The organism is Chryseobacterium sp. UNC8MFCol (assembly GCF_000482305.1).
GTDB lineage: Bacteria > Bacteroidota > Bacteroidia > Flavobacteriales > Weeksellaceae > Chryseobacterium > Chryseobacterium indologenes.
The window spans coordinates 13,227-30,440 of record NZ_KI535293.1 but is presented as its reverse complement, the minus strand read 5'-3'; the positions used below and the strand labels follow the sequence as shown (position 1 = coordinate 30,440).

At 38.5% G+C, this 17,214-nt stretch carries 9 protein-coding genes; 6 read left to right on the top strand and 3 right to left on the bottom strand.

The genetic code is table 11. The annotated features are described in order from the left end of the window. The first annotated feature begins 107 nt into the window (after window positions 1-107). Window positions 108-1,106, top strand: a complete 999-nt coding sequence (locus M030_RS0122055) for a phosphatidylinositol-specific phospholipase C (RefSeq protein ID WP_228375342.1) — start codon at window positions 108-110, stop codon at window positions 1,104-1,106. A gap of 176 nt (window positions 1,107-1,282) precedes the next feature. Here the strand turns inward: M030_RS0122055 and M030_RS0122050 are convergent, their stop codons facing one another. The 3 genes from M030_RS0122050 to M030_RS0122040 form a co-directional block, all read right to left on the bottom strand. Next, window positions 1,283-3,109 (bottom strand): alkaline phosphatase, encoded by a 1,827-nt coding sequence (locus M030_RS0122050; protein WP_027375392.1) that lies wholly within the window; start codon window positions 3,107-3,109, stop codon window positions 1,283-1,285. 128 nt (window positions 3,110-3,237) lie between these two features. Next, entirely contained in the window at window positions 3,238-4,743 is a 1,506-nt protein-coding gene (locus tag M030_RS0122045; RefSeq protein ID WP_027375391.1) for a RagB/SusD family nutrient uptake outer membrane protein, read from the bottom strand. A gap of 26 nt (window positions 4,744-4,769) precedes the next feature. Then, window positions 4,770-7,658, bottom strand: a complete 2,889-nt coding sequence (locus M030_RS0122040; protein WP_027375390.1) for a SusC/RagA family TonB-linked outer membrane protein — start codon at window positions 7,656-7,658, stop codon at window positions 4,770-4,772. Window positions 7,659-8,100: 442 nt separating this feature from the next. Here M030_RS0122040 and M030_RS0122035 point away from each other — a divergent pair, with 442 nt between their 5' ends. The 5 genes from M030_RS0122035 (at window position 8,101) to M030_RS0122015 (ending at window position 17,105) form a co-directional block, all read left to right on the top strand. Then, on the top strand, window positions 8,101-8,889 hold the full coding sequence (locus tag M030_RS0122035) for an SDR family oxidoreductase (protein WP_027375389.1): 789 nt from the start codon (window positions 8,101-8,103) through the stop codon (window positions 8,887-8,889). Window positions 8,890-9,014: 125 nt separating this feature from the next. Next, complete coding sequence (locus M030_RS0122030; protein WP_051585216.1) at window positions 9,015-10,619, top strand: autotransporter assembly complex protein TamA; 1,605 nt, start codon at window positions 9,015-9,017, stop codon at window positions 10,617-10,619. A 175-nt stretch (window positions 10,620-10,794) separates the two neighbouring features. Then, on the top strand, window positions 10,795-12,216 hold the full coding sequence (locus M030_RS0122025; protein ID WP_027375387.1) for an MBL fold metallo-hydrolase: 1,422 nt from the start codon (window positions 10,795-10,797) through the stop codon (window positions 12,214-12,216). Between the two features lie 190 nt (window positions 12,217-12,406). After that, complete coding sequence (locus tag M030_RS0122020; RefSeq protein ID WP_027375386.1) at window positions 12,407-15,565, top strand: SusC/RagA family TonB-linked outer membrane protein; 3,159 nt, start codon at window positions 12,407-12,409, stop codon at window positions 15,563-15,565. A gap of 19 nt (window positions 15,566-15,584) precedes the next feature. Continuing rightward, window positions 15,585-17,105 (top strand): SusD/RagB family nutrient-binding outer membrane lipoprotein, encoded by a 1,521-nt coding sequence (locus M030_RS0122015; RefSeq protein WP_081806367.1) that lies wholly within the window; start codon window positions 15,585-15,587, stop codon window positions 17,103-17,105. Window positions 17,106-17,214: the final 109 nt, after the last annotated feature.

The following is a 17,214-nucleotide window of genomic DNA, read 5'->3' as shown; positions in this document are numbered from 1 at the left end:
TCCCAATCCATTATTTTCAACAACTTAATTATCTTTTAAAATTAAATTAACTCCTCGTAATTTGATATATTCTTATTTTTAGGTTACAATAAAAATATGAAAAAACTATGTTCAAATTAAACATGAGACGTTTTACGTCCATTACATTGGGTATTGCTACCGCTACCGTATTCTTTTCCTGTTCAAATGACAGTATCACTGAAAGAGACTCTCATGAAACTGTTCTGGCATCTTCCGCAAAACTTACAGGAAAAGCGTCTTTACTTCCTCTTGAGATGAACAGCTGGATGGCCGGTCTCCAGGATAATATTTCTATTTCAAAAATTTCAATTCCAGGAACACATGATTCAGGAGCACGTATTGACGCCCCGGTTGTATCAGGTACAGCGAAAACACAAGACCTCAGCATTGCAGAACAACTGAATGCCGGAGTACGTTTTCTCGATATCCGTTGCAGACATATTGACAATTCTTTTACCATTCATCACGGAGCTATTTATCAGAAGTTAAATTTTGATGATGTACTTAATGCCTGCTATGCTTTTTTAAACAGCCATCCGTCGGAAACCATCATCATGTCTGTAAAAGAAGAACATGAGCCGTCTAATAACACCAGAACTTTTGAAAAGACCTTTGATTCTTATGTTCAGAAAAATGAATCAAAATGGAACCTTGGAACGAATATTCCAACGCTTGGAGAGGTAAGGGGAAAAATAAGATTGCTAAGAAGATTCTCTGCTGAAACAGCCAAAGGAATCAGTGCTACGTCGTGGGCAGATAACACAACATTTGACATCAACAATCCGGGAGCTGCATTAAGGGTTCAGGATTATTATAAAGTAACAAATAATGACGATAAGTGGAACGGAATCTCCGCATTACTGAATGAGGCTAAAAACGACAGCAGCAACAAACTTTATATCAATTTCACGAGCGGGTATAAACCGGGGGTCTTTGGTATTCCTAGTATTCCTACGGTTTCGAATAATATAAATCCAAGGCTTAAAACATTCTTTCAGAATAATACAAAAGGATCTTTTGGAGTAATGCCTATTGATTTTGTGAATGCAGAATTATCCGAACTGATTGTAAAAACCAATTTCTAAGTTATTTAATCGCCAGATATTTTCAAACACAGGCTGCCTTATTGCTGAGGCAGCCTGTGTTATCAGTGGTTTACAAAACCATTGAATGCAAATTTAAAAACGTAATTGATTAAAGTAGAATATAACTCTTAGTAAAGAGCTACCTATTTTTTATCCACTTTAAATTACTTGATAAATTATTTCTCAATCCCGTAAGCGGCAAGAATTTTATTAAAGATTTCTGTATTCTCAAATAATCCTGTAAATTCTTTAGAATTCGGCCCATACGCAAAAACACTCGAAGGAATTGAAGTATGGTCATTGGTACTGAAATTTCCAAATACCCAACCTTCCTTCAGACTTCCGTCAAGGAGCGTTAGTCCACCTGTTTCATGATCTCCGACAACAATGACCAGTGTTTCCTTATTTTCATCGGCAAATTTCATGGCTTTTCCTACGACATGATCGAAGTCTAATAATTCGGTAACCAGTTGCTCTATATTATTGCTGTGTCCGCCTCCATCAGTTTGGGAAGCTTCTATCATCATAAAAAAACCTTTTTTATTTGATTTAAGATCATTAAGCGTAAGATCAAAAGCGTCGGACAGCCAGTTCCCTCTCCCATTGCTGATTCTTTGTGATGCTAAAGGATCAATGATCAGGGTACGGTTATTTATTTTTTCCACTGATTTCAGATCACGGTAGAGATCTACTTTGGCTTCCTTCAATTTCTGTTCTGCTTCCGGGGTTAATCCGCTGGTAGGCCCTCCGATCAGGATTTTTGTTTTGGAAGTGGCAAAATCTTTCAGGATAGGTTCTGAACTGTTTCTGTTGTCCGAATGCGCATAAAAATCTGCAGGCGTGGCATCTGTCACATCCCCAGTTGAGATCAGCCCTGAAACCATTCCTTTAGCCGCAATAATATCGGGGATTTGTGCTAAAGCTTTCCCGGCGTTATCAACTCCTACAAATGTATTTTTGGTTTTCACTCCGGTTGCAAATGCGGTGGAACCCGGTGCGGAATCTGTAATGTATGCATTCGACGAATTGGTTTTAGACCAACCTGTTGATTTCATATTAAATACATTCAGTTTTCCTTTATTTGCCGTGAAGGCTGCATAATATTGCGGCAAAGAGGTACCGTCCGGAATCAGCAGAATTACATTCTTCACTTTTTTGCCTACTCCATCAGTCTTATAAGTGGGAGTATAGGTCGTATATTCCTTCGTATTCTTGTAGAAATTCTTCGGAATTGTATTCATGAATTTTTTGAGATCCGGAATATGGTCTGTATTGATGTAGTCTGCTCCCATATCCATTAGGTTTACCCACGCATTGGGAAAATCCGGGGCTCCGTAAAACCGCATCGGTTTCTGCTGTGTATGGGCCCGCTCAACAGCTGCTTTTATTTTTGCCGTTTCTTCATCTCTCGGAATCCCTTTTCCGTTCCATTTCACTAATCCGGGTAAATCGGCACTGAACATTCCTATTCTTTTCAACTCGTCAGTGGTATAGTTTTTATCAAGATCGCCATCAAAATACAGATAGCTGGGATAATTTCTAAAATCACCGGGTTGCGGCCTTCCTCCTGTAATCACCATTTTAACTCCTGAATTTCCTGTAATTTCAGGATACTTCTTTAAAGTTGCGACCAAAGCTGTCAACGATGATTTATAATCCTGTTTGATATCAATCAGTAATTGCAGTTTTTTAGTCTTATCAGCATATATACTTCCTTTGTTCAGTTTAATCTGTTTTGAAATATTGTCAAGATAAAGACTTTCCAGGGTTCTATCTGGTGAAAGTTCCTTTTCGGTATGGGCTACCCAAAGCTTTCCTTTTACCAGGAAAACATCTGCTTCAACAGATCCAAAATTAGCATAATATGCCTGCCAGAAAGGAATTTCCTGCATATAGTCGTTGTGGGAGTGAGCATTTCCTACATTGTAATTCAAATAATTCTGAGCCTGACTTTCAGTAAAAACGGCTAAGGCCATTACCGCTAGTATTTTTGATAATTTCATTCGTTTATTTTTATGGTCTTGGTCGCGCTGATAAAATGTTTGGGCAAATGCTTTATCGTACGTGTAAAAAACTATATCATTGCAGAGATTCTGCAATGATATAGAGGGTAATATATTGGGCTGATTTTTTACCAACCTTCGTTTTGTTTAATGATTCCGTAGCTGTTTACAATCTCTGCTTGCGGCACCGCCCAAACATTATGTACGGAAGGATTAAAATTTCTGGTAGCCCATACCACCTGTCCGTTGATCCCATGTAAAGGTTTTGCATAGGTAGCCTGAGCATCCCCCCAACGTACAAGGTCTCTGTGACGGTCTGCCCACTCGCCTGCCAGTTCACAACGTCTTTCGTGCTTCAGATCTGGCATTGTACAGCCGGTCTTTGGAGCCAGGCCTGCGCGGGTTCTGATCATATTGATCTCCTGATCCGCATTTCCTCCGGACATCAGCAAGGCTTCAGCTTTGATAAGAATCACCTCTGCATAACGCATAATCGGAACAGCAAGATCTGTACAAGGATAATCTCCGTTGGCACTCACGTGGCCGCTGCTCAATGGATATTTGAAGGCATCCATATATTTATTGAACTGATATCCTGTGAGCGAGTTGGAAGAAGCATATGTTCTTTCTGTTCCGTTAAATGTAAACTTATCTCCAAGTTTCAGAACGGTTGTATTTCTTCTGAGGTCTCCGGCTTCATACTCATCATATAGTTCTTTCGTGGGCTGGAAATACCCCCATCCGTTATATTCTCCCCAACCTTTGTTCTCAAGCATAACTCCAGGAAGGATACTTCCCACAGAGTTAAATTTAGGAGTACTTGGAACTGACCAGATATATTCTGAACTGTAATTATTTTCGGCTTTGAAAACATCTGCATAATTGTTCAGTAGGTTTCTATTGCCTTTAGTCATGACCTCATTCGCCCAAAAGGCTGCATTCTGCCAGTCTTTCATGAATAAATATACTTTTGCCAAAAGTGCCCATGCTGCAGCCTTATGAGGTCTCCCGTAATCTTTGGCCGGAAGCTCTGCCTGGCTTGGCAGTAATTCCGCTGCTTTTTTAAGGTCTTCAACAATGAATTTGTAGTTTTCCATCACATTGGCTGCTCTTGGAGTCGGACCGTCCGGCTCTTTGGTACGGTCTACAATGGGAATACCTGCTTTTTCATTTCCGTAGCTGTATGCTAATTCAAAGTACATTCTGCTGCTCATAAACAGCGCTTCTCCCAAGTATTTATTTTTAACCGCCTGTGATGCCTGGATATTATTAACATTACGGATAACGCGGTTCGCCACTCCAATTACTGTATATCTCTTGTTCCACTGGGTTTCCAGATCTCCGGCAGCAATATAATTGCTGCTGAAATTCTTCACATTATCCGCTTCACTTTTTGATCTACCCGTTACCATATCATCGCTGGCATTGATGAACCAGAAAAAACCTCTTCCGTAAAACTCACTGTCTGAAAGTGGCTTGTACATTGCATTGGCTCCGGTAATCAGGTCATTTTCAGTTTTCCAGAAACTGGCTTCTGTTGGAGTTCCTTCCGGCTGTATATCCAATTCGTTGGTACAAGATAACAATGATGCAGATAGCCCTGTTATTATTAATATTCTATTGAAAATTTTCATCTTTTTACTTTTTAAATTGTTTTAGATTAAAACCCGACTTCAAGTCCGAAAATAAATGAACGGGCCTGCGGATATCTTCCGGTGTCAACGCCATAGGTTTCCATTCCCACCTCAGGATCGAAGCCTGTATATTTGGTAATGGTAAACAGGTTATTGCTGGTAACGTACACTCTGATTTTATTCACATCCAGTTTTTTGTAAAGTTCTCCCGGGAGCGAGTATCCTACTGTAAGGTTTTTTAATCTTAAATAAGAACCGTCTTCCACATAAAAATCCGATACTTTAGAGTAGTTACCACCCGGATCCCCCTGCATCAGTCTTGGAATATTGGTGTTGGTATTCTGAGGCGTCCATGCGTTCAGGATATCTCTGTCCATATTATAATTCTGCCCTGTTCCACCCGGGTTTAGTGAAATAAATTTCAATCCGTTGAATATTTTATTTCCATAGACTCCCTGGAAGAATAGGTTGAGGTCAAAATTCTTCCATGTCATATTGTAGGACAATCCGTAAGAAAATTTAGGATAAGGGTTCCCCAGGTTTACGAAATCATTATTATTTAATGTTCCGGTATTTCCGTCTTTTTTCAGGAATTTAATATCTCCCGGCTTCGCATTGGGCTGAATAAGGTTACCATTGGCATCCTTATAATTGTCTATTTCTGCCTGGGTCTGAAAAATTCCGCCAGTTCTGTAGCCATAGTATGAGTAAAGAGGTTCGCCCACTTTTATACGGGTCGGTTTCAAGACTCCTCTCACATTATTACTGCTCACAAAGATCTCGTCTACACCAGCCAATTGTTTCACCGTATTTTTTAGTTGACTAATAGTTGCCCCGATTGAGTAAGTAAAATCTCCTTTGCTTTTGCCGTTATAATTGATTCCCAATTCATATCCCTTATCCTGAAACAATCCGGCATTGAGATATCGGTCAATATACAGTTCCGTACTTGAAAGGTTAACATTGAAGATCTGATGTGTGGATTTTTTAACAAAATAATCGAATTGAAGGGAAAGACTGTTATGGAAGAAAGAAGCATCCACTCCGAAGTTCGTCTGCTCGGATTTACCCCATTTCAAATCCCGATTAGGTTTTGTGGTCGCATAGTAAGCAATATTCTGCGTCGGATCCTGCCCGAAAATAATATTGTTATCTCTTATCATCAGTGGATTTACTGCCTGGAAAGAAACACCACCAAGGTTTCCCAAGATCCCATAGCTTCCCCTTAGCTTAAGATTGGAAAGCCAGGAAATTTCGTTCATAAAATTCTCTTTGGAGGCCACCCATCCTCCAGAAACGGAATAGTAATTGGCAAAGTGGTTTTGTTTTGCTACCAAGGAGGTACCGTCTCTTCTTCCCAGCAAACTGATGATATATTTTCCTGCGTAGTCATAATTAACTCTTGCCAGGTAAGACGTCAGTGCCTGTCTGTATTTATAACTATATACTTCCTTGTTGGTATCTGCCGCATTTTGAAGATATCTGAAAACTTCGGCTTCACTTCTGAAATCAAAGGCTTTTGCCCTGAAGCCATCTTCAGTTGTTTTCTGGAAAGTGAATCCTGCGAGAGCGTCAAAATTATGTTTACCCAGCGAAAATTTATAAGTAAGAAGCTGCTCGGCAAGAGAAGTGGATATATTGTTGGATTGATATTCCAGGCTATTGGTATCAAATATTTTTCCAACCTCCAGCACTCTGGAAGTAAATTCCTTGATATTTCCCAGTTTAAATGTCTGGGAAAAATTGGAACGGAACTTTAAATCTTTTGCTAAGGAAACTTCTATGTAAGGATTGATCAGTATCTCATGGGTAGGATTCTGAATGCTGATCCTTTTAAGGTAAGCAACAGGATTGATCATATCTCCGTATCCACCGGCCACATCGATTGGAAGACCGGAAAACGCACCTGTAGGAGTGTATACGGAAACGTTGGGCGGATAATACATGGCAGCAACTAGTGCACCTGTATACCCATTCTTCGTGTTTGCCGTATTGCCGTCAGAGTAACTGTAATACATATTTTCACCAATCGTGAACCAGTCTTTTACTTTATGTTCGGAATTGACTCTGAAGTTATATCGTTTTGCCTGAGTATTTAAAAGGATACCTTCAAGATTCCTGTGGTTCATTCCTACAAAAAATCTGGATTTTTCACTTCCTCCGCTCAGATTGACATTGTATTCCTGGATCGTTCCCGTACGGAAAATCTCATTCATCCAATTGGTTCTGGTGATTCCTCCGTCAGTATATTTATTTGCGTTGAAGGCCATCGGAAGGCTGCTCAGTTTTCCGGCATTTTCATAAGCCTGGCGCATTACATTCTGGAATTCTGCTGCATTCAAAGATTCCTTTAATCTCCAGGCTTGATTAATTCCGTATTTAACATCAAAATCTACCGTTAACGCTCCTTTCTTACCTCTTTTTGTAGTAATAAGGATAACACCACCTGAAGACCTTGCTCCGTAGATCGCTGCTGAGGCATCTTTAAGTATAGAGATATCCTGAATATCATTTGGATTAATATTGGGTGTTCCGTTGAAAACAACACCATCCACTACGTACAACGGAGTTTCTCCATTTACTCCACCGAGACCACGGATATTCACTTTGGGTACCCCGTTAGGATCTCCTCCTTCGTTGACGACCGTTACACCAGGAGCTTTTCCCTGAAGGACTTCTCCTACTCCTGATAAAGATCTTGAACTGAGCTTATCCAATGAAGCCTCTGCCACAGCACCGGATACCTTACTTTTTTTCTGGGTTCCGTATCCAACAACGACAACCTCATCGATGGATTTTTCTTTAATACTGTCGTTTTTTTGTGAGAGGAACATCGGTGAAGCTGATATTGCACCAATAAGTAATACCCTGCCAGTGAGATAACTTACTGAAACCGGGACTTTAAATACATTCATGACATCCTTTTTAATTAGATGCAAAATTAGAACAGCCTCTCCCCGGACTTCATTAAGATTTTCTTATGTTTTTATTAAGAAATTTTAGCTTTGTTCGAACAAAGCCTCTCAACGCAATAAATTAAAACACTGTTTTCCAGCACAATAAACAGATAAAGTAGTAATTCTGTTTTAATCAGACCTTTTGTTGTATGTTAAGTTTATTTTAAGTTTGAAACAGAAATAGTATAATAAAAAACACGGTCCCGTTCTGCCACATCATCAATACTTCCCTGTTTTTATCAAGCTTTTATCTTTACACTATTTTTGAAACCGGCCATAACAATACCTTCGTGAATAGTGAAACGTATACATATTGGATTGAATCATTTTCAGATATAATAAATAACAGAGTTCATTTTTCTTTTTTTACATTTGCTGAAATTAAAATCATACAGATTAAATGACCATTATCATTACAGGAACCTCATCAGGGATCGGATTTGCACTGGCCGAATATTTTGGTAAAAAAGGACACCAGGTATATGGCTTAAGCAGAAAACATACGGACAGCCAGTATTTCAAATCTATCCCGACAGATGTTACCGACAATACTGCTGTACAAAATGCGATCGCAGAAGTTCTGCAAACAGAGAGCAGAATTGACGTTCTGATCAACAATGCCGGAATGGGTATGGTGGGTGCAGTGGAAGATTCTACCAAAGAAGATATTTTAAAGCTATTCAGCCTGAATCTGGCAGGTTCCGTTCAGATGATGAGCGCGGTCATGCCAACCATGCGTGAACATAAATTCGGTAAGATCATTAATATTTCCAGTATCGGAAGTGAAATGGGATTGCCTTTCCGGGGATTTTATTCGGCTTCAAAATCAGCGCTAGATAAAGTCACTGAAGCGATGAGGTATGAAGTATACCCATGGAATATTGAGGTTTGCTCACTTCATTTAGGAGATATTAAAACCAACATCGCAGAAAACAGAGTAATCGCTCAGGTTTCTGAACCTTATAAAAGTGTTTTCAACAAAGTATATTCCCTTATGAACTCACATGTAGATGATGGAACTGATCCTGGAGAAGTAGCGGCCTATATTGAAAAGCTTCTGTCAAAAAATACATGGAAAGCTCATTATTATTTTGGTAAATTCGGGCAGAAAATCGGAGTTCCTTTGAAATGGATTCTTCCACAGGGAATGTATGAGAATTTAATGAAGAAATATAATAAACTGGACTAGTTTCAGTTATTTAAAAAAATTATTAACTGTATTTAAACCATTAAGACAAAAATGGCTTCACCGTTAAGCTGAGAATGATTGATCACGATGCCAGTTCATTCTTAATGATTTAAATAAAATTAGCATTGAAATTATTTCTGAAAATATTTTTTGTTGTCTTCTGCGTTTTTGTACAAGCGCAGAAAAAACAGTATTGGCTGATTGACACGGAAACCAAAGTCAGAAAAAAAGTAAAAGACTCTACATCTGCGGTAAAGTTTCTTGACTCTCTGGCTCAGAATAATTATTTCTTTACTCAACTGAAGGACGTAAGAGTAAAAGGTGACAGCACGGAAATATTTTTTGATAAAGGGAAAAATTTTAATCAGACGTATGTGGATCTATCACAGGATATCGTTCAAAAGTTAAAAATTCAGAAAGACTTTTTCACCAAAAATCTGGACTCTACGAAGAAAAGTATCAACAAGTTTTATATTGATGACGGATATTCTTTCAGCAGAATCAAATCCAAATACAAAGGTCAGAAAAACGGTTTCCCTATCGTAGAACTGGACATCAATAAAAATGATAAAAGAACGATCGACGGATTTGTAGTAAAAGGTTACGAAAAAGTTCCCAAAAGATTTATCAAAAATCTGGAAAAGGAGTTTAAAGGGAAAACCTACGATGATAAAAACCTTCTGGCCATCAACAAAAACTTCCAGAGTCACCCGTTCCTGACCCTGGAAAGGCAACCACAAACACTTTTCACCAAAGATTCTACCAATATTTATCTGTTTTTGGAAAAGAAGAAGACCAATACTTTTGACGGGGTAATCGGCTTTGGAAATGATAAAAAGGATAAATTTACCTTAAACGGGACGATGAATGTCAATTTCCGGAATATGTTCAATGGTTTTGAAGCGATCAGCTTATATTGGCAGAGAAACCCCGACAGAGGGCAGACGTTCGACCTTCAGGTGGACATTCCCTATCTTTTCAAATCGAATGTCGGGATGAATGCCAAAGTGAATATTTACAGGCAGGATTCAACATTCGCCAATGTAAAATTCCTTCCTGCGTTTTACTATCATATCAACAACAGAAACAAAATAGGTTTCAGAGCTACGTTGGAAACTTCTACGATTATGGATTCTCTGTATGCAGCGGGAAAAGATTACAACAAAAGAGGGATCGGAATCTGGTATCAGATGACGGAACCTACGGATATTGATTTGTTTATGTATAAAACAAAGATCAATGTCGGCTACGATTTTTTAACAACAACCTATACAAAAGACAATATCAAATCAAGACAAAACCAGTTCTATTTCTTCGGGGAGCACAACTATCATATTTCAGGTAATCATTTCCTTAACATCAAAGGTGAAGGTGCCCTGATGGATTCTAAAATGGAATTTTCCGCCAACGAATTATACCGTTTCGGAGGCTGGAATTCTATGCGGGGCTTCAATGAAAACTCTCTCGCCGCCGATTTTTATTATTACGGCAGTCTGGAATACCGGTATCTTATCGGCAGCCAGGCCTTTTTTGACCTTTTTGGGCAATATGGGCAACTCAACAATAAATCTCTTAATGTAAAGCCCAAACTTTATAGCGTCGGGCTCGGTTTTAATTTCTTTATCCCTATTGGTTTGATGAGTTTCCAGCTGTCAAACGGTAATGAATTTGGAAATCCTTTCAAGTTCAATGACATCAAAATCCATTGGGGAATTCTGAGCCGTTTCTAATCTTCCAGATAATAACATTCTTTATTTTCGAGCTGGTATAAATATCAGGTAAAAAGGGTATTTGATGTAAACCCAAACCTTAACGTCCCAAAAATCAAAATATTACAAGTATTTACGATAAAAATTATTTACATTTGCCTAAAGACACAATGAAAAAAAGTAAATTAAATGTGTTATGAAAACTAAAATTTCATTGATCATCGGATTGTGTCTAAGCTTTTCAATTGCTACCTCTGCGCAAAGTACCTCCCTGTTCCTTCAAAAAAGTATGAAAGCACTGGGAAATTGGGAAACGATAGATAATTTTGAATATACCACTATAAGAATGAACCTGGATAAATGGCAGGGATATGACTTCAGCAATCCTATGCCTGAAAAAGACTCATTTTTTCTTAGTTTTGACAGGAAAGAAAATCGCTTTCTGCATCATACCCAAAATCATTATCCCGGCGGTTACTTATTTGATACTTACAGACTAGGACGGGATAGCACCTATTATGTGTATGACGGAATTGGAAGCAGAACCGGAAGAGAACTTATCAATCTGGGCTCATCATCTTTTAATAACAGAAAGAATGCTTTATTAAATGCTTTTCCCTATTTCATCCTAAAACAATTACTTTCGGATAGCAAAGATGAGTCTTTACTTGCAGAAGAAAAAGATTTCATTATTTCCAGAAAGACCTCAGCAGGTACAGAAGAGTATCTGTTTGACAAAAATACTTTTCTCCTGAAGAAAATATCCAAAACACAGGGCCAAGATACTCTGATCCAACGCTTTGACGATTATTCATCCACTGACGGATTAATGATAGCCAGGAAAAGCAGTCTGGAGCGCAATGGAACCCTTGTTTACTCCGACTCATTAACCTCGTTCAGATATAATAAAGGAATTGATAAAAAAGTTTTTGATTTTCCGGCGGGGTACAAATCTGTTACCGAGCAATCCCCAAAACTTTCAGCAAAAAACCTTGCCAAAGATATTTACCTGATTGAAAATGTAGATGGTGACCGAAATGTACTGTTTGTCAATATGGGAACCTATATAGTTCTTACTGAAGCGCCAGTATCTTCATCAACTGCCCAATCAATCCTTGAAATCATACATACGACCTTACCGGGTATTCCTGTCAAATATGTTCATCTTTCTCATTTCCATAATGACCATATCGCAGGTATTGCCCAGCTTGTAAGAGAAGGGGCAAGCATTATCTGTACAGAAAGCATGAAACAACCTGTTACAGCTATGCTGTCCAATACCGATAACAACCTCTATAAAAACGGCAAGGTAGATTTCATGGTTTTTAATGGTAAAAAACGATTACAAAATGGACGGAAGACCCTTGAATTTTTTGAAATTCCCAACAGCCATGCCAAAGGAATGTCATTTTTGTATATTCCTGATGAAAAACTGATCTATCAGGGAGATTTGCTGTCTTTGCCTGCCGATTCGTATCTCACGCCGGCTATAGCGGTTACAAAAGAATTTTCCGCCTTTTTACGTCAGAAAAAGATAATCTTCACGCAGATTATCGGACATCATGGTCTTGCCGTTATATCTGAAAACACTTTTGATAAAGTGATCCATATGAAATAATCAGATTTATAGTAATGCATTCGTGGAGTTATTTAAACATATAATAAAATAAAAACACCTATACCAAAGATATTTTTCACTTTAAAATTGTGTTAATTATGTATGTTAAAAAATATTTAAATCGTATTTTTATTTTAATATCTCCTTAAAATACTGGTAACAATGTCCCGCTAAATTTGCCTTCAAAAAAATGAAGAGAACTTTAGCTACTTTTGCCGTTTTTTTACTTCCTCTCTATTTTACTGCCCAGGAGATCAATATTTCGGGAAATGTAAAATCTGAAAACGGCTCAAGTGTTTCCGGTGTAAACATTACTGATAAAAATACCGGTAAGACAGCGACTACAGATGAGAATGGAAATTTCACTATTTCTGCTCATCCGAATGATATCCTTGAATTCATGTCTCCTGAATTTTCTGTTTACACTGTGGAGGTTTCTTCAAAAAGGCAGTATTCAGTTGTCTTAAAGAAAACGAATGAAAAGCAAATTGAAGGTGTGGTAATTACTGCTTTAGGGATTGCCAAAAAGAAAGAAAAAATCGGATATTCTACACAGGAAGTGGGAACCAAGCAATTTGAAACCATCACCACTCCGAGCATCGGAAACCTTTTCTCGGGACAGGTTGCAGGTCTGAATGTTTCCAATCCGACAGGAATGCAGCAGGCACCGCAGTTTACATTAAGAGGAAACTCAAATCTGGTATTTGTCATAGACGGTGTTATCGTAGAAAAAGAAGTTTTCCAAAACCTGGATCCGAACAATATTGAAAATATCAACGTACTGAAAGGAGCAACAGCCTCCGCATTATACGGCTCAAGAGGCCGATACGGAGCTATCCTGATCACAACTAAAAGTGCTAAAAAGAAAGGATTTTCTATAGAATTTTCTCAAAATACGATGATTACAGGAGGGTTTACCAACCTTCCGAAAACACAGACCGAATACGGAAACGGTTCCCATGGAAAATATGAATTCTGGGACGGAGCAGACGGTGGTGTGAATGACGGAGATATGATCTGGGGACCAAAATTTGTTCCCGGTCTGCAAATTGCCCAATGGAACAGCCCGATACGAGATAAAGTGACAGGGCAGACAATTCCCTGGTATGGTGCTGTCTCCGGAACGCAGTATAACGACAAATCAAGATACGAAAGGGTCCCTATTGACTGGAGATATCATGATAATTTAAAGACATTCATGAAGCCCGCAGTTATTAACAACAATAATTTTGCGGTCAGCTACAGAAATAATAAAGATGTCTACAGGTTATCAGGAAACTTCATGAATTATGATGACAGGGTTCCCAATTCATACTTACAGAAATATGGAGTCAATTTCTCTTCTGAAAACCATTTTGGTGAGAAATTTATATTTGATACCAAATTCAACTTTAATCAGACCTTTACACCAAATATTCCCAACTACGATTACAACCCAAGCGGACACATGTATACGATCCTGATATGGATGGGTGGTGATGTGAACGGAAAAGACCTTAAGAATCACATGTGGGTTCCGGGACAGGAAGGCAGACAACAGGCCAACTGGAACTATGCATGGTACAACAACCCATGGTTTGGTGCTGAATATTACAAAAACCAAAACAGAACCAATATCATCAATGCTCAGACTGGGCTTGAATATAAGGCCACTCAGGATTTCTCTGTGAAAGGAAAGATTTCGATTGTCGAAAATCATAACAAGCAGGAAATATTCAGCCCTTATTCTTATTTCAATTACAGTGCGCCGAGAAGTGGCGGATATATTGTAAATGATACCAAGACATGGAACCTCAACTATGATGTATTGGCTACCTATAAAAAGAAAATATCAGAAAACTTCGACTTTACGATCAATGCCGGTGGTTCTGCCTTCTATTACAAAAACAATAAGAATGAAAGATCTACTGACGGCTTAAAAGTTCCGGAACTCTACTCTTTTGACAATTCTATCGGAGCACTTAAAAATTATACATACCTGAAAGAAAAATTGATCTACAGTGCTTATTCGACAATCGATATTGGCTTGTACAATGCATTTTTCATCAACTTCTCAGGACGTAACGACTGGTCTTCCACACTTCCCAAGGCCAACAGGTCTTACTTCTACCCTTCTGCATCCATCAGTGCTGTCATTTCTAATCTGGTAAAAATGCCGGAAGCTGTTAATTTGCTGAAGGTATCCGCGTCATGGGCAAAAGTGGCTTATGACTTCCAGCCATATTCCATCAGAAATTATTATCTGAACAATAAAGGAATTACTTTTAACGGTAATCCCACATTTTATTATCCAACGATCCTTAATGTAGAAAACTCTTTAAAACCGGAGCAGACAAAATCTTATGAACTGGGGCTGAGTGCAGGTTTCCTGAACAACAGAATTACTCTGGATGCTACCTATTTCAGAACTTTAGATTATAACAACATTCTGCAATTTCCGAGTGCGGAATCATCCGGTTTTATCTCTCAATATGTAAACGGTAACGAGTACACGACAAAAGGATTTGAAATCTCTCTTGGTCTGGTTCCTGTAAAAACAACTGATTTTACGTGGAAAACATTGATCAACTGGAGTACATTTGAGCAAAAGCTGACTTCTATTTATAACAATATGCCGAACTACAACAACATCAAGTTGGGGGAAAGAATGGACAGCTATTATGATTATGAATGGCAAAAATCTCCAGACGGAAAAGTTATCCTGGATGCCAATACAGGAATGCCGACAAGAGCAAATACACAAACAAACTTAGGTCATTTTAATCCTGACTGGACTTTTGGAATCAACAACTCATTCAAATACAGAAAATTAACCCTAAATATCGGAATCGACGGAAGTATTGGCGGGATCATGAGATCTCAGGTCGTTGAAAAAATGTGGTGGGGAGGAAAACATCCGAATTCCGTGGCCTACAGAGATCTTGAGTATGCTAATCCTGGAACGTATTATTTCGTGCCGGATGGGGTAAATTATAACGCCGCAACGGGGCAATATACCCAGCATACCAAGGCCATAAGCTTCCAGGACTGGGCACAGAACTATCCGTATCAGGCCAGAGTAACACAAAATGAAAGTGAAGAATTTGCAAATGTATTCGACAGAACTTTCATCAAATTAAGATCGGTAGTACTGGAATATGACTTCTCCTACTTATTGAATCCTAAAGGAATGGTGAAAAGCTTTACAGCCAATATTTCAGCCTACAACCTTGCGATGTGGAAAAAATCGAAAAACCTTTATTCTGACCCGGATTTCCAGATCAGATCAGGAAGAACGGGGGATACGACCAATGATATTCAGGATCCTTCCAGCAGATGGTTCGGAATCGGATTTAATCTTAAGTTTTAATTTAACAGTCGATATTACAATGAAAAATAATATATTCAACACAGAAGGACAGAAAGGCAAAAAAACAAAAAGACTCATCACAGCATTATTTACAGCAGGAGTGTTGGCATTGACTTCATGTGAATCCAACCTTGATAAAATCAATGAAAACCCTAACGATCAGGCTAGTATTGATCCTAAATATCTGCTGACTTATGTTTCAAAATATACATTCCAGGTAGATGCGGATAATATGTATGCTTCTAGAATGATGATCGGTACCGACGGGGAAAATAAGTACCAGTACATGAAGTGGAATGATGCTTCCTTTGAAGTGTATACCAGAGAACTTCTGAATACTGTAAAAATGATGCAGGAGGCCGAAAAAAGAAATAATAAAAACTATATAGCTATCGGTAAGTTGTTAAGAGCTTACCATTTCTTTACGATAAGTTTAAAAGTAGGGAGCGCTCCATATTCCGAAGCGGTAAAGGGAGAATCCGGCATTACACAAGCTAAGTACGACAGTCAGGAAGCCATTATGTCCGGAATTTTATCAGAATTGAAGGAAGCCAACGATCTTATCAATACCAACGATAAAATTGAAGGGGATATTATTTTCAACGGTGATGCTTCAAAATGGAAAAAACTGATCAATTCATTCCGCCTGAAAGTGTTGATTACTTTATCTAAAAAAACAAGTGTGGGAAATTATACCATTGCCACAGAATTTGCATCTATTGCCGGAAGCCAACCGTTAATGACTTCCATTTCAGACAACGGAGAACTTAAATTTGCCGATGCTGCCGACAGCAGGTACACGATGTTTAATAACAGCGGATACGGATCAAGTTTATATATGGCTGATTATTTCATCAACTTATTTAAAGACCGAAACGATCCTAGATTATTTACCTTTGCTGCCCAGACCACAGGAGCCAAGGAAGCCGGAAAAGCCATCACAGATTTCAGTGGCTACAACGGTGGGAATCCTACGTCATCTTATTCTGATAATGCGGCATTGATTACTGCTAAAAATATTTCTAAGGTAAATGACCGTTTCTACAAAGATCCTACGAATGAACCTTCTTCAATTTTAAGTTATCCGGAGCTTGAATTTATCCTTGCCGAAGCAGCTGCCAGAGGATGGATTTCAGGATCTGCAAAAACGCATTATGACAACGGAATTAAAGCAAGTTTCACATTTTATCAAACGTATGTTAAAAACCCGGGACAATATTTCACAGGATTTGATGTGAACCAATATCTGGCTACACCTTTGGTGGTATTTGATAATTCAGCACCATTACAGACTCAGCTGGAGAAAATTATGACTCAGAAATACATGACCATGTTCCACCAGTCACAATGGACTTCTTATTATGATTACCTGAGAACAGGTTACCCTAATTATCCTTTAAAATCGGGAGTTCCGGCACCTTTCAGATTCAGGTATCCGCAGTCGGAGTACAATTATAACAGTACAAATTTAAAAGCTGCACTTACCACTCAGTACGGAGGAAACGATAATATCAATTCTAAACCCTGGTGGCTGCAGTAGAAAAATTAAAGAACAACAAAAAGGATTTTCGAAAAAAATCTGATTATTTTATTTAAAAACAAAGAAATCGCAGGAAAATCCTATTAACTTGCGGTTTCTTTCTTATTAC